This window comes from Arenimonas sp. (assembly GCF_047602345.1).
GTDB lineage: Bacteria > Pseudomonadota > Gammaproteobacteria > Xanthomonadales > Xanthomonadaceae > Arenimonas.
Map to the genome: position 1 here is coordinate 104,778 of NZ_JASGHN010000009.1, position 19,891 is coordinate 124,668.

Annotated in this window: 14 protein-coding genes, 2 tRNA genes, 3 rRNA genes and 1 pseudogene; 5 read left to right on the plus strand and 15 right to left on the minus strand. The window is 62.4% G+C overall.

Annotation, left to right across the window (positions count from 1 at the left end; genetic code table 11):
- Positions 1-199 precede the first annotated feature (199 nt).
- Genes QM707_RS12740 through QM707_RS12750 form a run of 3 tightly spaced genes read left to right on the plus strand, consistent with a single transcriptional unit; the run spans position 200 to position 3,431 of the window.
- Positions 200-1,543: a sigma-54-dependent transcriptional regulator gene (locus QM707_RS12740; protein WP_415002258.1), complete on the plus strand. Its 1,344-nt coding sequence runs from the start codon at positions 200-202 to the stop codon at positions 1,541-1,543.
- A 1-nt stretch (position 1,544) separates the two neighbouring features.
- Positions 1,545-2,858 carry a sensor histidine kinase gene (locus QM707_RS12745; RefSeq protein ID WP_415002259.1) on the plus strand — a complete coding sequence of 438 codons (1,314 nt, stop codon included), beginning with the start codon at positions 1,545-1,547 and terminating at the stop codon, positions 2,856-2,858.
- 24 nt (positions 2,859-2,882) lie between these two features.
- Positions 2,883-3,431 carry a hypothetical protein gene (locus tag QM707_RS12750; protein ID WP_415002260.1) on the plus strand — a complete coding sequence of 183 codons (549 nt, stop codon included), beginning with the start codon at positions 2,883-2,885 and terminating at the stop codon, positions 3,429-3,431.
- A 31-nt stretch (positions 3,432-3,462) separates the two neighbouring features.
- On the opposite strand, the gene glmU is transcribed toward QM707_RS12750, so the two are convergent.
- Entirely contained in the window at positions 3,463-4,839 is a 1,377-nt protein-coding gene (gene glmU / locus QM707_RS12755) for a bifunctional UDP-N-acetylglucosamine diphosphorylase/glucosamine-1-phosphate N-acetyltransferase GlmU (protein WP_415002261.1), read from the minus strand.
- An 80-nt stretch (positions 4,840-4,919) separates the two neighbouring features.
- Here glmU and QM707_RS12760 point away from each other — a divergent pair, with 80 nt between their 5' ends.
- Both QM707_RS12760 and QM707_RS12765 read left to right on the plus strand, forming a co-directional pair.
- Complete coding sequence (locus QM707_RS12760; protein WP_415002262.1) at positions 4,920-6,482, plus strand: hypothetical protein; 1,563 nt, start codon at positions 4,920-4,922, stop codon at positions 6,480-6,482.
- A 35-nt stretch (positions 6,483-6,517) separates the two neighbouring features.
- Positions 6,518-6,922 carry a GtrA family protein gene (locus QM707_RS12765; protein WP_415002263.1) on the plus strand — a complete coding sequence of 135 codons (405 nt, stop codon included), beginning with the start codon at positions 6,518-6,520 and terminating at the stop codon, positions 6,920-6,922.
- A 64-nt stretch (positions 6,923-6,986) separates the two neighbouring features.
- Here QM707_RS12765 and QM707_RS12770 read toward each other — a convergent pair whose 3' ends face one another.
- The 14 genes and pseudogenes from QM707_RS12770 to QM707_RS12835 all read right to left on the minus strand — a co-directional run bounded on the left by QM707_RS12770 (position 6,987) and on the right by QM707_RS12835 (position 19,834).
- On the minus strand, positions 6,987-7,412 hold the full coding sequence (locus tag QM707_RS12770) for a F0F1 ATP synthase subunit epsilon (RefSeq protein WP_415002264.1): 426 nt from the start codon (positions 7,410-7,412) through the stop codon (positions 6,987-6,989).
- A 33-nt stretch (positions 7,413-7,445) separates the two neighbouring features.
- Positions 7,446-8,856, minus strand: a pseudogene (atpD, locus tag QM707_RS12775) (F0F1 ATP synthase subunit beta).
- 68 nt (positions 8,857-8,924) lie between these two features.
- Positions 8,925-9,788 carry a F0F1 ATP synthase subunit gamma gene (gene atpG, locus QM707_RS12780; protein ID WP_415002265.1) on the minus strand — a complete coding sequence of 288 codons (864 nt, stop codon included), beginning with the start codon at positions 9,786-9,788 and terminating at the stop codon, positions 8,925-8,927.
- 68 nt (positions 9,789-9,856) lie between these two features.
- The gene (gene atpA, locus QM707_RS12785; RefSeq protein ID WP_415002266.1) at positions 9,857-11,401 is read right to left on the minus strand and encodes a F0F1 ATP synthase subunit alpha; all 1,545 of its coding nucleotides are present in this window, start codon (positions 11,399-11,401) and stop codon (positions 9,857-9,859) included.
- 57 nt (positions 11,402-11,458) lie between these two features.
- A complete protein-coding gene (locus QM707_RS12790) occupies positions 11,459-11,989 on the minus strand; it encodes a F0F1 ATP synthase subunit delta (RefSeq protein WP_415002267.1) in 531 nt (176 codons plus the stop codon).
- A gap of 19 nt (positions 11,990-12,008) precedes the next feature.
- On the minus strand, positions 12,009-12,479 hold the full coding sequence (locus tag QM707_RS12795) for a F0F1 ATP synthase subunit B (RefSeq protein WP_415002268.1): 471 nt from the start codon (positions 12,477-12,479) through the stop codon (positions 12,009-12,011).
- 55 nt (positions 12,480-12,534) lie between these two features.
- Positions 12,535-12,813: a F0F1 ATP synthase subunit C gene (atpE, locus tag QM707_RS12800; RefSeq protein ID WP_415002269.1), complete on the minus strand. Its 279-nt coding sequence runs from the start codon at positions 12,811-12,813 to the stop codon at positions 12,535-12,537.
- A gap of 55 nt (positions 12,814-12,868) precedes the next feature.
- Positions 12,869-13,735, minus strand: coding sequence for a F0F1 ATP synthase subunit A (atpB, locus tag QM707_RS12805; RefSeq protein ID WP_415002270.1), 867 nt, complete (start codon positions 13,733-13,735; stop codon positions 12,869-12,871).
- Positions 13,725-14,111: an ATP synthase subunit I gene (locus tag QM707_RS12810; RefSeq protein WP_415002271.1), complete on the minus strand. Its 387-nt coding sequence runs from the start codon at positions 14,109-14,111 to the stop codon at positions 13,725-13,727. The genes atpB and QM707_RS12810 overlap by 11 nt, the downstream gene beginning before the upstream one ends.
- 530 nt (positions 14,112-14,641) lie before the next feature.
- A 5S ribosomal RNA gene (gene rrf / locus QM707_RS12815) occupies positions 14,642-14,754 on the minus strand.
- Between the two features lie 170 nt (positions 14,755-14,924).
- Positions 14,925-17,803, minus strand: a 23S ribosomal RNA gene (locus QM707_RS12820).
- Between the two features lie 221 nt (positions 17,804-18,024).
- Positions 18,025-18,101 (minus strand) — tRNA-Ile (locus tag QM707_RS12825).
- 22 nt (positions 18,102-18,123) lie between these two features.
- Positions 18,124-18,199 (minus strand) — tRNA-Ala (locus QM707_RS12830).
- A 96-nt stretch (positions 18,200-18,295) separates the two neighbouring features.
- A 16S ribosomal RNA gene (locus tag QM707_RS12835) occupies positions 18,296-19,834 on the minus strand.
- The 16S, 23S and 5S rRNA genes sit together here with 2 tRNA genes alongside, the layout of an rRNA operon.
- Between the last annotated feature and the right edge of the window lie 57 nt (positions 19,835-19,891).

Genomic DNA, 19,891 nt, shown 5'->3' on the forward strand with positions numbered 1-19,891 from the left:
CCGCCGCTTCGGCGGCGATCCTTCTCCCCTCTCCGGCGGATCCGCGGCTTGACGGAAACCTCCGAATCGGCCGGTCGAAGTACGCCAGGCACTGGCACCCGAGCGATCGCAACCTAGACGACTCGCACCCAGTGCGGCGGCTCGCGCCGAGAATGCGCTTGCGCTGTCCGCCCGTCTCTCTTACGCGGTATAAATACACATGCCTACGGTCCTGGTGATCGACGACAATCCAGCGGTAGCGACGGCGCTCGAAGTGCTGTTCTCCCTGCATGAACTGCGTACCCTGCGCGCACTTTCGCCACAGGAGGGCCTGGCCCTCCTGCGCAAGGAAGCGGTGGACCTGGTCGTGCAGGATATGAACTTCGCCGCCGACACGACCTCGGGCGAGGAAGGCGTCGAACTGTTCCGCGAGATCCGCGCGGCGTTCCCCGATCTTCCGGTCATCCTGCTGACGGCGTGGACGCACCTCGATGCCGCCGTGGACCTGGTCAAGGCGGGCGCTGCCGACTACCTCGCCAAACCCTGGGACGATCGCCGCCTGATCGCCAGCGTGATCAACCTGATCGAGCTCGGGCAGGCCAATCGCGAACTGCAGCAGCGCGTTCAACGGGAACGCCGCCAACGTCGCGACCTGGAAGAACGCTTCGACCTGCGCGACGTCGTGTGGAACGACCCGGCGACCGAGCGCGTGCTCGCCCTCGCCTGCCAGGTCGCACGCGCCGATGTTCCGGTGCTGATCACCGGCCCGAACGGCAGCGGCAAGGAGCGCATCGCGGAAATCATTCGCGCCAACTCCTCGGTGAAAGAAGGTCCGTTCGTGACGCTCAACTGCGGCGCCCTGCCCTCCGAGCTGATCGAAGCCGAGTTGTTCGGCGCCGACGCCGGCGCTTATACCGGCGCAAGCAAGGCGCGCGAAGGCAAGTTCGAAGCGGCCGACGGCGGCACGCTCTTCCTCGACGAGATCGGAAACCTTCCGCCCGCGGGGCAGATGAAGCTGTTGCGCGTACTGGAAACGGGGCGGTTCGAACGCCTGGGTTCAAATCGCGAACGCCAGGTCAAAGTGCGCGTGCTGAGCGCGACCAATGCCGACTTGCCGGCGATGATCCGCGCCGGCACGTTTCGCGAAGATCTCTACTATCGCCTCAATGTCATCGAGCTGCGTCTGCCGCCGCTGGCCGAGCGTCCCGGCGACATCCTACCGCTGGCCGAACATTTCCTGCCGCCCGGAAAATCGCTCGGAGAGGCCGCGCGCGCCGCCCTGCGGCAACATGGCTGGCCGGGCAATGTGCGCGAGCTGAAGAACGTGATGCAGCGGGCCGGCCTGCTGGCAGCGAACGAATGCATCGAACCGGCCGATCTCGGCCTGCCTGTCGCCGCGGCGTACATCGCGGGTCCGACGGCGGATCCCGAACCCGACCGGGACAGCATCGAGCGCGCGCTCGCGCGCGCCAGCGGTGTCGTTGCGCAAGCCGCTGCCGAACTCGGATTGAGTCGCCAGGCGCTGTATCGGCGCATGGAACGCCTGGGCATCGTGCGTAGCTGACATGCCCGTTCGCATCTCCCTGGCCGCACGAGCCATCGCCGTGACCGGCGGCCTGGTCGTGCTCGCAACGGGGCTCACGCTCGCGCTGGATCGATGGTTGCCCGACAGTCCCTGGCTGATCGTCAGCCTCGTGTGCCTGATCGTGCTGCCGCTGGCGATCTGGGCCGTGCGCCGCCTGCTGCGCCCCATGTTGTCCTTGTTCCGCGCCCTGACCGGCACGGTCACCAGCTACCGCGACGGCGATTTCTCTTTCGGCCTGAGCTGGCAGGGCAACGACGAACTCGGCGACCTGGTCGTGGCGCACAACGAGCTGGGCGATGTGCTACGCGAACAGCGACTGGGGCTGGTGCAACGCGAATTGCTGCTCGACACGATGGTGCAGAACACGCCGGTGGCGATGTTGCTGGTGCTGGAGTCGGGTCCGATCGTCTACGCCAATCTCGCGGCGCGCCGCTTGCTGGGCAATGGCAGGAAACTCGAAGGCCATGCCTTCGGCGACGTGCTCGAGACCGCGGCCGAACCCTTGCGCGACGCCCTCGGGCGCGGCAACGACGGCCTGTTTTCCGTCGGCGAAGACGACGAGGAAGAGGTTTACCACCTCGCCCGCCGAAGCTTCCGGCTCAACGGCCGCACGCACGAACTGATCCTGCTGCGCCTGTTGACGGCCGAACTGCGGCGGCAGGAAGTGCAGACCTGGAAAAAGGTCATTCGGGTCATCAGCCACGAACTCAACAATTCGCTGGCCCCTGTCGCTTCGCTGGCGCACTCCGGCGCCGAACTTCTGCGTCGCGGCCAGAACGAGCGATTGCCGAGCATCCTGGCGACGATCGAAGAGCGCGCACGCCACCTCGAAGGCTTCATTCGAGGCTATGCGCGTTTCGCCAAGCTGCCCGCGCCGCGACTGGAAACCTCCTTGTGGCCGGATTTCGTCGCGCGCCTCGCCACGCAGATCGCGTTCGTGCAAGAAGGCAACTTGCCGGAGGAGCCCATCCGCATCGACGTGCCCCAGTTGGAGCAGGCGCTGCTCAACCTGCTGAAGAACGCGCACGAATCGGGTTCGGCGCCGGAGGAAGTGCGGTTGGGAGTCCGGCGCGGACCGCAGGCCGTGCGCATCGACGTGCTCGACCGCGGCAGCGGCATGAGCGAAGCGGTGCTGAGCAATGCGCTGGTCCCGTTCTATTCGACCAAGCGCAGCGGCACCGGCCTCGGCCTGGCGCTTGCGCGCGAAATTGCCGAAGCGCATGGCGGACGGATCGCGCTGGCCAATCGCGACGGCGGCGGGCTCTGCGTTTCGCTTATCCTGCCCAATACCTGACCACTGCCCGCTGGCGGCGACCGCATGTACGAAAACGATCCCTGGTTGCGCCGCCGGGCCGGCGCAGGTGCGTTGCTGGCGCTGTTCCTGCTGCTGGCGCTCGCGCTACCGCTGTGGCTGTTCCGCGGCAACGATCATCCGTTGGCTGGCGCGGAATCGCTGGACCTGTGCGCGAAGCTGTCCGCGCTTGCGCCCGCGCCGGACCTCGAACCGCGCACTGCCCGCCCCTTCGGGATGGCAGGCGTCTGCCAGTGGCTCGGGCCCGACCAGCAAATCCGATTCGAAGCCTCGTTGACGACGACGCGAAACATCTCGCCTCAGTTGGTGGCCGACCATTTCGGACGATGGCGGGACGAGGTGAAAGTGACCGGTCCGGACGAATTCGCCGAAACAGGCGAGGAAGGCGAGCGCCGGCTGTACTATCGCCGCGGCCGCAATCGCGAACAACTGATCGAGGATCGCGGCGTGATGATCTGGTTGCGCGGGCTGGACTACGAGCGAGCCGAGTTCGAACGGCTCGGCTTCGAGGCCCAGACCCTGTTGCGCCAGACGGCCGAAGAAGCTCCCCGCTGAACCCGTGCGGTGCTGATCGCCTTGGAGTGCGCTACTTAGGCTTTTTGGTCGGACGCTGCCAGCCATCGAGCGTGACCTGGCGCGCACGCGCCACGGTGAGCTTACCGGCGGGCGCGTTCTTGCCGATCACCGAGCCTGCGCCGATCGTCGCGTCCTTGCCGATGGTGACCGGCGCCACCAGCGACGAATTGGAACCGATGAACGCGCCGTCCTCGATATTCGTCGTGGCCTTGTTCACGCCATCGTAGTTGCAGGTAATCGTGCCGGCGCCGACATTCACCCCGGCACCGATCTCGGCGTCGCCAAGATAGCTGAGGTGATTGGCTTTCGAACCTTCGCCGATGCGCGCCTTTTTCGTTTCGACGAAGTTGCCGACATGCACGCGATCGAGCAGCTCGGTGCCTGGACGCAGGCGCGCGTACGGACCGATGCTGCATTCGGCTCCGGCACGCACACCATCGAGATCGCTATGTGCGTTGACGACCGTCCCGCTGCCAAGCGTGACGTCCTTCAGACGGCAGAAAGGCCCGATGCGCACGCCATCGCCCAGGTGCACGTCGCCTTCGAGCACCACGTCGACGTCGATCTCGACATCGCGGCCGGGCAACACGGTCCCGCGCAGATCGAATCGCGCGGGGTCGGCGATGCGGACGCCTTGCATCGCCAGGGCGTGCGCGGTTCGTCGCTGGTAGCCGCGCTCGAGCTGCGCCAACTGCCAGGGATCGTTCGCGCCTTCGGTTTCCAGCGGATCCTCGACCGAAACGTAGTCGGCCGGCGAGAACTCGGTGGCGGCCATGGCGAACACGTCGGTCAGGTAGTACTCGCCCTGGGCGTTGGCATTGCCGAGCCCGGCCAGCCAGCGCCGTAGCGAAGCCGCCTCGGCCACGATGATGCCGGTATTGATCAGGCGAATGCGCTTGACGTCCTCGTCGGCATCCTTCTGCTCGACGATGGCGCCGACGTGTCCGGTGGCATCGAGCACGAGCCGGCCGTAACCGGTCGGATCGGATGGCTCTGCCGCAAGCACGTTGAGCGGCCCTGGCAACTGCAGCAGGGCTCGCAGGGAATCCGCGCGGATCAGGGGCACGTCCCCGTAGAGCACCAGCACGCGCGCGTCGTCGGGTATCGACGGCATGGCCTGCTGCACCGCATGGCCGGTTCCCTTCTGCTGTTGCTGTTCCGCCCAACGCAGATCGCCCTGATCGGCAAAGGCTGCTTTGACTTGCTCGCCGCCGTGGCCGAAAACGACATGGATGCCTTCGGGCGCGAGGTCGCGCGCGGTCGCGATCACATGCGCCAGCATCGGTCGGCCCGCGACCTTGTGCAGCACCTTGGGCAAGGCCGATTTCATGCGCTTGCCTTCGCCTGCGGCGAGGACGACGACGTGCAAAGGTGGAAGGGTAGGCATGCCCGGATCCCGTATCCAGCCGCTGATCGGGAGCGGCGGGTTCTGCGACAATCTTAGCAATTGCCGATGATGTAGACGCCATGCGTACGCCCGCAGCGAACGACCGCTCCGTCCTGTTGCCGCTGACCCTCGCCCTGGTCCTGCCCCTGCTACTGACGCTCGCCCTGGGACAGGACGGCAACTGGGATCTGCGCAACTATCATCTCTACAACCCGCACGCGTGGTTGCATGGGCGCCTCCTGACGGACATCGCGCCCGCCCAGTTGCAGACCTGGCACAACCCCTTGCTCGACCTGCCGCTTTATCTGCTGGTCAGTGCCGGCGCATCGGGCGTCGCGGTCGCACTCTGGCTGACGTTGCCTTACATGCTTGCCCTCTTTCTCCTGCTTCGGCTGCATGCGCGGCTGAGTCCGGAGCCGCCGGGATTTTCCATGCAACTGCTGCTGTGCCTGCTGGCGATCGGCGGCGTCGATGTGCGCATGGAAATCGGCGCCAGCATGAACGACGGCTTCGTCGCGGCCGGCGTCGTTGGCGCGCTTTACCTGCTTTTCCGCAACGATGTCCCGAAGCCCTGGCACTGGTGCGTGGCCGGCGTCATCGCCGGCGCAACGGCGGGACTGAAACTGACCGCTGCCATCTATTGCATCGGATTCGCGGCGGCGGCCGTGCCGGCAGGCCCGATCCATCGCGCACCGCAGCGCCTGCTGGCCCTGCTGATCGGCGGTATCGCCGGTTTTGCGCTGACCTACGGGTATTGGGGATGGACCTTGTTCGATCTCTACGGAAACCCGGTATTCCCCTACTTCAATCAGGTGTTCCGATCCGTCGACGCCCCGCCCGAGGCGTTCGCCGACTTGCGTTTTGTTCCCGGCAGTTTCCTCGATGCGGCATTGGTTCCGTTCCGGCTCGCCGCCGGTTCGAGCCTGTATGCCGAAACCACGCTGCGCGATCCACGACTGCTGCTCGGCCTGGCGGCGTGGCCTATCCTGCTGGCACTCGCAAGACGGAATCCGGACCGTTTCGCATCGATATCCCTGCCGATCCGCTCGATGACCTGGTTCTATCTGATTTCGTTCGCGGTTTGGGTTTGGCAATACGGCATCTATCGCTACCTGCTTCCGCTGGAGATGCTCGCCGGCCTGCCCCTCCTGCTCTGCCTGCAGGCGTTTCGGCGCGAATGGCGCATCGGTTCGGCCGTGGTGCTTGCGCTGCTGGTGGTCGTAGCGACTGGCCGGCCGGCATGGCCGCGCGAGAGCTTCCGCTCGCCGATGTTCGCGCTCGACCTGCCGCCGCTGCCGGCAGGTTCGATGCTGATACTCAGCAGCCAGGAACCCTTGGCCTTCGCGGCACTTCGCATCGACGATGCCGTTCCCATCGTCTCCGCCTACAACAACTTCATGCATCCTGAAAAATGCAGCGGTCTGCAACGGCGCGTGCAGTCGCGCATCGCCGGACACGAAGGCCCGCTCTGGTTGCTGCGCACGCCCATGCCGGCGGACGACGATGGTCAGGCCATCATCGAATCCGCGTACGGCCTGCGAGCGAACAGCGAATGCAGGCCCGTCGAGAGCAGCCTGGGGAACTTGGTGCTTTGTCCGCTTGATCGGCGCGCGATCGAATCGCCGTGTCCGGTGTCGCGATAGGACGTTGCGGCGACAGCGGCTGGTAGAATGCCGCGATGCGCGACGACTGGAAGCGGCACTTCAAACAGGCTGGCATGTTCGTGGCGGTGGGTATGGCCCAGGTGGCGCTGGATACCGTCGTCTTCATCGTCGCAACCGCACTCGGCGCGCCGGTCGCCCCGGCCAAGGTGCTCAGTCGCGCCAGCGGCGCCTGCCTCGGCTTCCTGCTCAACGGGCGCTACACTTTCTCCGAGGGCGGGCCCGCGAGGAATACGCCGCAACACCTCGGTCGATTCGTGCTGGCCTGGAGCCTGTTGACCAGCATCAGCACCTTCATCATCCACACGATCGCGCAGAACAAGTCTCTGCAAGGCGCCTGGATCGCCAACCCGCTGGTGGAAGGCGGCATGGCCGTGATCGGCTTCTTCGTCTGGCGGCACTGGGTCTTCGTCAAGCGCTGATCCCGGCGCAGAAAAGAAAACGCCGGCTTTCGCCGGCGTTTCTGTTTCGAGAATCCGATGGCTGTCAGTGCTTGAGGTTCTTGCGCAGGCGCTCGAGCGCCTGCAGCTGCGCCATCGCTTCGGCGAGCCTGGCCTGCGCTTCGGCGATCTCGATCGCTTCGCCGCGGCCGGCGAGGATGCGTTCGGCTTCCGCCTTCGCTGCCTTCGCCTTCTCTTCGTCGATGTTCTCGGCGCGGATCGCGGTGTCGGCCAGGATGCTGACGACCTGGGGCTGCACTTCGAGGATGCCGCCCGAGACCACGAGGTCGAGCTTGTCGCCATTGGCCAGCGTCAGCACGACCTTGCCCGGCTTGAGGCGGGTGATCAACGGCGCATGGCGCGGCGCAATACCGAGCTCGCCGATTTCGCCGGTAGCCACGACCATCTGCACGTCGCCATGGAAGATCTCTTCCTCGGCGCTGACGATGTCGCAACGAATGGTGGAGGTCATAGCTGTTCCGTTGTCCGTGGGCGGGCGTGCTGCTTAGGCCTTCTCGGCCATCTTCTTGGCCTTCTCGAAGGCCTCGTCGATGCCGCCCACCATGTAGAAGGCCTGCTCCGGCAGGTGATCGCACTCGCCGTCGCAGATCATCTTGAAGCCGCGGATGGTGTCCTTCAGCGTGACGTACTTGCCCTTCGAGCCGGTGAACACTTCGGCGACGGTGAACGGCTGCGAGAAGAAGCGCTCGATCTTGCGGGCGCGCGATACGGCCTGCTTGTCTTCTTCCGACAGTTCGTCCATGCCGAGGATCGCGATGATGTCCTTGAGCTCCTTGTACTTCTGCAAGGTGGACTGGACGCGGCGGGCGGTGTCGTAGTGCTCGTGACCGATGACGTTCGGATCGAGCTGGCGCGAGGTCGAGTCGAGCGGGTCGACCGCCGGATAGATACCGAGGGAGGCGATGTTACGCGACAGCACGACGGTGGCGTCGAGGTGGGCGAAGGTGGTCGCCGGCGACGGGTCGGTCAGGTCGTCCGCGGGCACGTAAACGGCCTGGATCGAGGTGATCGAACCGGTCTTGGTCGAGGTGATGCGCTCCTGCAGCACGCCCATTTCTTCGGCGAGCGTCGGCTGGTAACCCACGGCGGACGGCATGCGGCCGAGCAGCGCCGAGACTTCGGTACCGGCCAGCGTGTAACGGTAGATGTTGTCGACGAACAGCAGCACGTCGCGGCCTTCGTCGCGGAAGTACTCGGCCATCGTCAGGCCGGTCAGCGCGACGCGCAGGCGGTTGCCCGGCGGCTCGTTCATCTGGCCGTACACCATCGCGACCTTGGACTTCTCCGGCTCGGCCACGTTGACGACGCCCGACTCCTGCATCTCGTGGTAGAAGTCGTTGCCTTCGCGCGTACGCTCGCCCACGCCGGCGAACACCGACAGGCCCGAATGCTCGGTCGCGATGTTGTTGATCAGTTCCATCATGTTGACGGTCTTGCCGACGCCGGCGCCGCCGAACAGGCCGACTTTGCCGCCCTTGGCGAAGGGGCACATGAGATCGATCACCTTGATGCCGGTCTCGAGCAGTTCGGTCGTCGAGGACTGGTCTTCGTAGCTCGGCGCCGCGCGGTGGATTTCCCAGGTGGTGTCGGCCTTGACCGGGCCCGCTTCGTCGATCGGCGCGCCGAGCACGTCCATGATGCGACCCAGGGTACCGACGCCGACCGGCACGGAGATCGCGCGGCCGGTGTTGTTGGCGATCAGGTTGCGCTTCAGGCCGTCGGTCGAGCCGAGAGCGATCGTGCGCACGACGCCGTCGCCGAGCTGCTGCTGTACTTCCAGCGTGATGGCGGTGCCGTCGACCTTAAGCGCGTCGTACACCTTCGGCACGTCGTTGCGGGCGGAACTCGACGTCCACGACGGCGCCGATGATCTGCACAATCTTGCCCTGGCTCATTTTTGCTTCCTCTGGAAAACGTTTCGTTTCTTTTGCGGGGGCGGTCGAACCGACCCCGCGACAATGGGTTAAACAGCAGCGGCGCCGCCGACGATCTCGGAAATTTCCTGCGTGATCGCGGCCTGGCGGGCCTTGTTGTAGATCAGGTTCAGCGTGCCGATAAGCTTGGTGGCGTTATCGGACGCCGCTTTCATGGCCACCATGCGCGCCGCGTGTTCGGACGCGAGGTTCTCCAGCACGGCCTGGTAGACCAGCGATTCCACGTAGCGCGTCATCACGTGATCGAGCACGGTTTCGGCGTTCGGCTCGTAGATGTAGTCCCAGTCGTGCTTGCTTTCCAGCGACTCCGACGGCGGCAGGGGCAGGAGCTGGTCCTGGCGCGCCTTCTGCACCATCGTGTTGACGAAGTCGTTGTAGCAGAGGAACACGCGATCCAGATGGCCCGTGCTGTAGCCGTCGAGCATCACCTTGATCACGCCGACCAGCTGTTCGAGCTGCGGCTTCTCGCCCAGGTGCGTGACCGAACCGACCATCGTGACCTTAAGGCGACGGAAGAAGGTGGAAGCCTTCTGGCCGATGCAGACGACATCCACTTCGACGCCCTTGCCCTGCCATTCGCGCATGTCGGCCAGGATCTTGCGGAACATCGACGAGTTCAGGCCGCCGCACAGGCCGCGGTCGGTCGACACGATGATGTAGCCGATGCGCTTGATGCCCTCGTGCTCGGCCATGAACGGATGCCGATACTCGGAATTGGCCTTGGCGATATGGCCGATCAAGCGGGTCATCAGGCGCGAATACGGGCGCGAGGCGCGCATGCGGTCTTGCGCCTTGCGGATCTTCGACGCCGAGACCATTTCGAGCGCACGCGTCACCTTGCGGGTGTTCTGCACCGACTTGATCTTGGTTTTGATTTCTCTGCCGCCTGCCATCTTCTTTCCTTTGCTGCAGGAGCGCCCGTGGGCGCGAAGCCGCGGCCGTGGCCGCTCCTACGGATGGATTACCAGCTGCCCGTGGTCTTGAACTCTTCGATGAGCTTCTTGAACGAAGCTTCGATGTCCTTGTCCCACGCGCCGCTGTCGACGATCTTCTTCTGCAGGTCGCCGTAGCTGTTGGCCATGTGCGAGTGCAGGCCCGCCTCGAACGGCAGCACCTTGGCCAACGGCACGTCGTCGAGGTAACCCTCGTTGACGGCATAGATCGACAGCGCCATCTGGGCGATCGACATCGGCGCGTACTGCTTCTGCTTCATCAGCTCGGTCACGCGCTGACCACGCTCGAGCTGCTTGCGGGTAGCGTCGTCGAGGTCGGAGGCGAACTGGGCGAACGCCGCCAGCTCGCGGTACTGCGCCAGCGAGATGCGGATGCCGCCCGACAGCTTTTTCATGATCGTGGTCTGGGCCGCACCGCCGACGCGCGACACCGAGATGCCGGCGTTCACGGCCGGGCGGATGCCGGCGTTGAACAGGTCGGTCTCGAGGAAGATCTGGCCGTCGGTAATCGAGATCACGTTGGTCGGCACGAAGGCCGAGACGTCGCCCGCCTGCGTTTCGATGATCGGCAGCGCGGTCAGCGAGCCGGTCTTGCCCTTGACGGCGCCGTTGGTGAACTTCTCGACATACTCTTCCGACACGCGCGCGGCGCGCTCGAGCAGGCGCGAATGGAGATAGAACACGTCGCCCGGATAGGCTTCGCGGCCCGGCGGACGGCGCAGCAGCAACGAGATCTGGCGATAGGCCACGGCCTGCTTGGACAGGTCGTCGTAAATGATCAGCGCGTCTTCGCCGCGGTCGCGGAAGTACTCGCCCATCGTGCAGCCCGAGTAGGCGCTGATGTACTGCATGGCGGCCGATTCGGACGCCGAGGCGGCGACGATGGTGGTGTGCGCCAGAGCGCCGTTGTCGGCGAGGCGACGCACGACGTTCGCGATCGTCGAAGCCTTCTGGCCGATCGCCACGTACACGCACTTAACGCCCGTGCCCTTCTGGTTGATGATGGCGTCTACAGCCATCGCCGTCTTGCCGGTCTGACGGTCGCCGATGATCAGCTCGCGCTGGCCGCGGCCGATCGGGATCATCGAGTCGACCGACTTGTAACCGGTCTGAACCGGCTGCGACACCGACTTGCGCCAGATCACGCCCGGCGCGACCTTCTCGACCGGCTCGCTGAGCTTGGCGTCGATCGGGCCCTTTCCGTCGATCGGCTCGCCGAGCGCGTTCACGACGCGGCCGAGCAGCTCCGGACCGACCGGCACTTCGAGGATGCGGCCGGTGGTCTTGGCCACGGCGCCCTCGCGCAGGTGCTCGTAGTCGCCCAGCACCACGGCGCCGACGGAGTCGCGCTCCAGGTTCAGCGCGAGCGCGTAGGTGTTGTTCGGCAGCTCGATCATTTCGCCCTGCATCACGTCGGCGAGGCCGTGGATGCGCACGATGCCGTCGGACACCGAGGTGACGGTGCCTTCGTTGCGCGCTTCGGCGGCCAGCTTGACCTTCTCGATGCGGGACTTGATGAGTTCGCTGATTTCGGACGGGTTGAGCGTCTGCATGGGTGTGTCCTGGGTGACTGGCCGAAGCCAGCTTGGTTCAAAGGGAAATCCGGAAACTCAGTTCGCCAGCGCCGCGCCGAGGCGCGCCAGCTTGGTGCGGAGGGAGCCGTCGATGACCACGTCGCCCGCGTCGATGACCGCGCCGCCGATCAAGCCGGCGTCGATCGCGGTGCTGATCTCGACTTCGCGACCGAAGCGACGCTTGAGCGATTCGCGCAACTTGGCCAGTTCGTTCGAATCCAGCGCCTGCGCCGACGTCACCGTCGCCTTCACCACGCGCTCCGCGTCCGCCTTCAGCTCGTCGAACAAGCCGGCGATCTCCGGCAGCAGCGCGAGGCGGCGGTTTTCCGCCAGCGTCTCAAGGAAGCGGCGGAAGGTCGGGTCGTATTCGCCTTGCGGCTGCAGCAACTCGACCAGGTCGTTCGCCGACAGGCGCGGATCGCCCAGCACCGACTGCACGGCGGGCTGGGCCACTGCCATCGCGCTGAACGCGAGCAGTTGCGACCACTGCGGCAGCCTGGCCTGTTCCCGTGCGAGCGAGAAAGCGGCGCGGGCGTAGGGACGGGCGAGGGTGAGGGCTTGGCTCATGGTCTTCGCTTCGTTCGGATCAGATTTCGGCCGCCAGCTCGTCCAGCAATGCCTTGTGCGCATTGCCGTCGATCTCGCGACGGATCAGCTTCTCGGCACCGGCGACGGCGAGCGAGGACACCTGCTTGCGCAGATCTTCCTTCGCGCGGGTCGCGGCAGACGCGATCTCCGCCTCGGCCGCCGCCTTCTGGCGGTTGCCTTCGGCGATCGCCTCTTCCTTGGCGGCGTCGACGATCTGGTTCGCGCGTGCTTCGGCCTGGGCGATGATCTCGGCGGCCTTGGTACGGGCCTCACGCAGGACCTCGTTGACCTTTTCCTCGGCCTGGGCGAGATCCTTCTTGCTGCGGTCGGCGGCGGCGAGGCCTTCGGCGATCTGGGCCTGGCGCTGCTCGATCGCGGCCATGATGTTCGGCCAACCGAACTTCATCACGAGCCAGGCGACGGTGAAGAACGCGAGACCCTGGATGACCAGAGTGAGATTAAAGTCCATTGAATGCTCCTAGGCGACGGCGGCCGAAGCCGCCATCGCGTGACGACCGGCTTGCTTAGGCGCCCGCGAGCTGCGCGATGAACGGGTTGGCGAAGATCAGCAGCAGGGCGATGGCGACGCCGATGATCGGCACGGCGTCGAGCAGGCCGGCGACGATGAACATCTTGGTCTGCAGCATCGGGGTCAGCTCCGGCTGGCGAGCCGAGCTCTCGAGGAACTTGCCGCCCAGCAGGGCGAAGCCGATGGCGGTACCGAGGGCACCCAGGCCGATCAGCAGGCCGGCGGCGATGACGGTGTACTGCATGACTGCAGCGGTGAGGACGAACTTTTCCATGGTGTGCTCCGAACTGACTCTGAGGTTGAAAGGAAACTGCGAAAGGGGTGACGCCTTAGTGCTTCTCTGCCGCCATGCTCAGGTAGACGACGGTCAGCATCATGAAAATGAAGGCCTGCAGCGTGATGACCAGCACGTGGAATGCGGTCCATACGAAGCCGGCGATGAACTGCACCGGCATCATCACGTACGTGCTGAGATGGGCGAACGACGCATTCAGCGTCATCACCGCGATCAGGATGAAGATCAGCTCGCCGGCGTACATGTTGCCGAACAGTCGCAGGCTCAGCGAAATCGGGCGAACCGCCTCTTCGATCAGACGAAGCAGGAAGTTGATCGGCGCGAGGATCACGATGCCGATCGCACCGTGCGCGTGGAAAGGCGCCGTGAAGGCTTCCTTGGTGAACAGGCCGATGCCCTTGTGGCTGATGCCGAAGTACTGGATCAGCAGGAACACGCCCAGGGCGGTTCCGAGCGTGACATTGAGGTCGGCGGTCGGCACGACGCGCAGATAGGCGTGGTGCGGATCATGGCCTGCCATCGCGTAGGCCTTCGACCACAAGGTCGGCAACAGGTCCACCGGCAACATGTCCATGAAATTCATCATGAACACCAGTGCGAAGATGGTGATCGCCAGCGGTGCGATGTACTTGCTCTGGCCATGGAAGGTCTCGCGCACCAGACCATCAACGAAGACCACTACCATTTCGATCGCGCACTGCAGCTTGCCCGGCACGCCGGCCGTCGCCCTGCGCGACACGCGCAGGAAAACGAAGAGGAAGATGAGGGCCATCACAGCGAAGAAGAACACGCTGTCGATATTGATCCGCATGAACGTGCCGTCGCCGACGGCGACCTGCAGATGCTTGAGGTGGTGCTGGATGTAACCGGTCTGGCTGACCGCTTCGTGTTCAACGCTCACGCTTCACCTTCGCAGCAAAAAGTATCGCAACCGGATGTGCAACCATGGCAGCGAGCAGTCCGAGTATCGCGGCGAGCGGCGCCTTCTTCAGGACGGCCATGGCCCCCAACCAAACTCCCACCACCAGCACCCACTTGAAGACCGTCCCCAGCAACAACCTGGCGTATGCCGCTCGCGGCGGCTGTACGCCGCCGCCCAGCGAAAGTTGCGCCGCAGCCGCATTCGCGAGTGCCAAGGAACTTCCGCCGATCAAAGCCGCCAGCCCCGCATTCCCGCCGGTCCAGCCCCACCCCACCAACCCGGCTAGCGCGGAAACCAGCGCCTGCCAGGCAACGGCACGAAATGCGATTTCCCGATTGACGCTGAGATGATCCACCGGGCGCATCCGTTGGGCCGGACAGGCCTTAAGAACGGCCTTGCCGAGAAGCGGGATTATAGCAGCCGCCCAAAGACGCGGACAACCGGCATAAGCCCCAAAAACCACTGGAAACGTCGCGTTTCTTGTCGGCCTCGTTGGCCGGGCGGCGGGATGACGGAGACCCACCGCCGATCGCGGTCCAGGGTCGGTGCTTTTGAGCGAAGCAGCCGGCGCAAGCGCGGGCTTTTGATGTCGGCAAAGAGGCGCACGCGCTGGGTTCAAGGCGGGTGTTTGGGATGACGCGCCTGTCCCGACCTGTGGCCGACGCGCTACGCGCCAAAGCAAGACGCCAGCCGATGGCTCGACTGGCGTTTTGGATAAAGCCCCTGGCGATGACCCATGTCTGCGAGGCAGCTTGTCGTTGAGCGACAAGGGTTTGCTTGCGGTGCACGTAATGCGACTACGGCGCCTACGCAACAACAGCAAAAGCCGAAGCCTTTAAAGACAAAACCCACCTCTTTCGAGGTGGGTTTTGTCTTTAAAAAAGCCCCTGGCGATGACCTACTCTTGCATGCTTGTGCACACTACCATCGGCGCGGTTGCGTTTCACTTCCGAGTTCGGGATGGGATCGGGTGGTTCCACAACGCTATGGTCACCAGGGAGACGGTTGGAGGGTCGCGGTTCCGATCGGTGCATTGATCGAGTCGCGCACGCTCTCACGTTTGGTGTTGATGCGATTGTATCGCATCAGCAAATTGGATTGGGTCAGTAGCGAGCGATTGTTTCGTTTGTCATCGACGTGACGTCGAGGTAAGGCAACTTGAGGTTATATGGTCAAGCCACACGGATCATTAGTACGCGTTAGCTCAACAGGTTGCCCTGCTTACACACCGCGCCTATCAACGACCTAGTCTTGATCGTTCCTTTAGGGGACTTGTGTCCCGGGAGATCTCATCTTGAGGCGCGCTTCCCGCTTAGATGCTTTCAGCGGTTATCGCTTCCGAACATAGCTACCCGGCTGTGCCGTTGGCACGACAACCGGAACACCAGAGGTTCGTCCACTCCGGTCCTCTCGTACTAGGAGCAGCCCCTCTCAAATCTCCAACGCCCACGACAGATAGGGACCGAACTGTCTCACGACGTTCTGAACCCAGCTCGCGTACCACTTTAAATGGCGAACAGCCATACCCTTGGGACCGACTACAGCCCCAGGATGTGATGAGCCGACATCGAGGTGCCAAACACCGCCGTCGATATGAACTCTTGGGCGGTATCAGCCTGTTATCCCCGGAGTACCTTTTATCCGTTGAGCGATGGCCCTTCCATACAGAACCACCGGATCACTATGACCTACTTTCGTACCTGCTTGAGCCGTCGCTCTTGCAGTCAAGCACGCTTATGCCATTGCACACAGTGCGCGATGTCCGACCGCGCTGAGCGTACCTTCGTGCTCCTCCGTTACTCTTTGGGAGGAGACCGCCCCAGTCAAACTACCCACCATACATGGTCCCCGATCCGGATTACGGACCCAGGTTAGAACGTCAAGCACATCAGGGTGGTATTTCAAGGTTGCCTCCACGCCAGCTAGCGCCAACGCTTCATAGGCTCCCACCTATCCTACACAGACGAACTCAACGTTCAATGTAAAGCTATAGTAAAGGTTCACGGGGTCTTTCCGTCTTGCCGCGGGAACGCTGCATCTTCACAGCGATTTCAATTTCACTGAGCCTTGGGTGGAGACAGCGCCGCTGTCGTTACGCCATTCGTGCAGGTCGGAACTTACCCGACAAGGAATTTCGCTACCTTAGGACCGTTATAGTTACGGCCGCCGTTTACTGGGGCTTCGATCAAGAGCTTCGCCTTGCGGCTAACCCCATCAATTAACCTTCCAGCACCGGGCAGGCGTCACACCCTATACGTCCACTTTCGTGTTTGCAGAGTGCTGTGTTTTTGATAAACAGTCGCAGCGGCCTGGTTTCTGAGGCCGATCTCAGCCGAGCAACGCACGTTGCCACCAAGATCGGCGCACCTTCTCCCGAAGTTACGGTGCCATGTTGCCTAGTTCCTTCACCCAAGTTCTCTCAAGCGCCTGAGAATTCTCATCCTGCCCACCTGTGTCGGTTTTCGGTACGGTCTGCGTGACCTGAAGCTTAGAGGCTTTTCCTGGAAGCGTGGTATCAGTGACTTCGCCCGATAGGGCTCGTCTCGGTGCTCGGCATAAAGAGACGCGGATTTGCCTACGCCTCATGCCTACCGCCTTTCCCCGGCAACCAACAGCCGGTACACCTAACCTTCTCCGTCCCCCCATCGCAGTCACGCGAGGTGCTGGAATATTAACCAGCTTCCCATCGACTACACCTTTCGGTCTCGCCTTAGGGGCCGACTCACCCTGCGTCGATTAACGTTGCGCAAGGAAACCTTGGGCTTTCGGCGTGCGGGCTTTTCACCCGCATTATCGTTACTCATGTCAGCATTCGCACTTCCGATACCTCCAGCAGACTTCTCAATCCACCTTCGCAGGCTTACGGAACGCTCCTCTACCGCGCATACACAACGTGTATGCACCCTAAGCTTCGGTACATGGCTTAGCCCCGTTAAATCTTCCGCGCAGGCCGACTCGACCAGTGAGCTATTACGCTTTCTTTAAAGGATGGCTGCTTCTAAGCCAACCTCCTGGCTGTCTATGCCTTCCCACATCGTTTTCCACTGAGCCATGATTTGGGGACCTTAGCTGTAGGTCTGGGTTGTTTCCCTTTTCACGACGGACGTTAGCACCCGCCGTGTGTCTCCTATGCATTCCGTCTCGGTATTCGGAGTTTGCAATGGTTTGCTAAGGCGCAATGCCCCGCTAGCCATAACAGTGCTCTACCCCCGAGAGGATTCACATAAGGCGCTACCTAAATAGCTTTCGAGGAGAACCAGCTATCTCCGGGTTCGATTAGCTTTTCACTCCTAGCCACACCTCATCCCCTACTTTTGCAACAGGAGTGGGTTCGGGCCTCCAGTGCGTGTTACCGCACCTTCACCCTGGGCATGGCTAGATCACCCGGTTTCGGGTCTATTGCCTGCGACTATTCGCCCTATTCAGACTCGGTTTCCCTTCGCCTCCCCTAGACGGTTAAGCTCGCCACAGACAATAAGTCGCTGACCCATTATACAAAAGGTACGCAGTCACCCTTGCGGGCTCCCACTGCTTGTACGCACACGGTTTCAGGGTCTATTTCACTCCGCTCTCCGCGGTTCTTTTCGCCTTTCCCTCACGGTACTGGTTCACTATCGGTCGGTCAGGAGTATTTAGCCTTGGAAGATGGTCCTCCCATGTTCAGACAGGGTTTCTCGTGCCCCGCCTTACTCATTTTCATCATCGTGGCCCTTTCGCATACCGGGCTATCACCGTCTATGGCCGGCCTTTCCAGACCGCTTTGCTAAAACCACAATGACTTAAGGGCTGCTCCCCGTTCGCTCGTCACTACTGGGGGAATCTCGGTTGATTTCTTTTCCTACGGTTACTTAGATATTTCAGTTCACCGCGTTCGCCTCCCGCACCTATGTATTCAGTACGGGATACCTCTTGCGAGGTGGGTTTCCCCATTCGGACATCTCCGGATCAATGTCTGTTGCCGACTCCCCGGAGCTTTTCGCAGGCTGCCACGTCCTTCATCGCCTCTGACCGCCAAGGCATCCACCGTGTGCGCTTATTCGCTTGACCATATAACCCCAAGTCGCCTCGGAGCTACACGTTGACGCGAATCTCAACGACTACACTCAATTAATTAGGTCCTTTTCGGACCCGCCTTAGCCTCTACGACACGTATTGATGACAGTTTTGTCTCAAACGCTCGCTACTTTCCCAATTGTCAAAGAACCCAAGTCCGACCTCATCGTCGGCCTGGATAAATTTGGTGTGCGCTGGCACTTCAGATGCTCAGATGGTGGGTCTGGGAGGACTCGAACCTCCGACCTCACCCTTATCAGGGGTGCGCTCTAACCACCTGAGCTACAGACCCGTCCGAAGACGTCTCAAGTCAGTGGTGGAGCCAGTCGGGATCGAACCGACGACCCCCTGCTTGCAAAGCAGGTGCTCTCCCAGCTGAGCTATGGCCCCGACATGCGGGACACAAACAACGCGCTTCACGCGTCATCTGTTCTCTGAAGGCAGGAAACTTGTGCGGACGCCTGCAAGGGCGACTCGTCATGCTCAAAAGGAGGTGATCCAGCCGCACCTTCCGATACGGCTACCTTGTTACGACTTCACCCCAGTCATCGGCCACACCGTGGCAAGCGCCCCCCTTGCGGTTAAGCTACCTGCTTCTGGTGCAACAAACTCCCATGGTGTGACGGGCGGTGTGTACAAGGCCCGGGAACGTATTCACCGCGGCAATGCTGATCCGCGATTACTAGCGATTCCGACTTCATGGAGTCGAGTTGCAGACTCCAATCCGGACTGAGAGAAGGTTTCTGGGATTGGCTCCGCCTCGCGGCATCGCAGCCCTCTGTCCTTCCCATTGTAGTACGTGTGTAGCCCTGGTCGTAAGGGCCATGATGACTTGACGTCATCCCCACCTTCCTCCGGTTTGTCACCGGCAGTCTCCTTAGAGTTCCCGACATTACTCGCTGGCAACTAAGGACAAGGGTTGCGCTCGTTGCGGGACTTAACCCAACATCTCACGACACGAGCTGACGACAGCCATGCAGCACCTGTCTCACGGTTCCCGAAGGCACCAAGGCATCTCTGCCAAGTTCCGTGGATGTCAAGACCAGGTAAGGTTCTGCGCGTTGCATCGAATTAAACCACATACTCCACCGCTTGTGCGGGCCCCCGTCAATTCCTTTGAGTTTCAGTCTTGCGACCGTACTCCCCAGGCGGCGAACTTAACGCGTTAGCTTCGACACTGAATGCCTAGTTGCATCCAACGTCCAGTTCGCATCGTTTAGGGCGTGGACTACCAGGGTATCTAATCCTGTTTGCTCCCCACGCTTTCGTGCCTCAGTGTCAGTGCTGGTCCAGAGAGCCGCCTTCGCAACTGATGTTCCTCCCGATCTCTACGCATTTCACTGCTACACCGGGAATTCCACTCTCCTCTACCGCACTCTAGCCCGCCAGTATCCATCGCCATTCCCAGGTTGAGCCCGGGGATTTCACGACAGACTTAACGAACCACCTACGCACGCTTTACGCCCAGTAATTCCGAGTAACGCTTGCACCCTTCGTATTACCGCGGCTGCTGGCACGAAGTTAGCCGGTGCTTATTCTTCCGGTACCGTCATGACCACCGGGTATTAACCGGCAGCTTTTCTTTCCGGACAAAAGGGCTTTACAACCCGAAGGCCTTCTTCACCCACGCGGCATGGCTGGATCAGGCTTGCGCCCATTGTCCAATATTCCCCACTGCTGCCTCCCGTAGGAGTCTGGACCGTGTCTCAGTTCCAGTGTGGCTGGTCGTCCTCTCAGACCAGCTACCGATCGTCGCCTTGGTGGGCCTTTACCCCGCCAACTAGCTAATCGGACATCGGCTCATCCAATCGCGCGACGCCTTGCGGTCCGCCGCTTTCACCCGTAGGTCGTATGCGGTATTAGCGTAAGTTTCCCTACGTTATCCCCCACGACAAGGTAGATTCCGATGTGTTCCTCACCCGTCCGCCGCTCGCCGCCAGGGTTGCCCCCGCGCTGCCGCTCGACTTGCATGTGTTAGGCCTGCCGCCAGCGTTCACTCTGAGCCAGGATCAAACTCTTCAGTTAAAACTAAATGTTTAGCTTTATCCGCAGAAGCCGACCATGGCTTTACGTCGCTTGCGT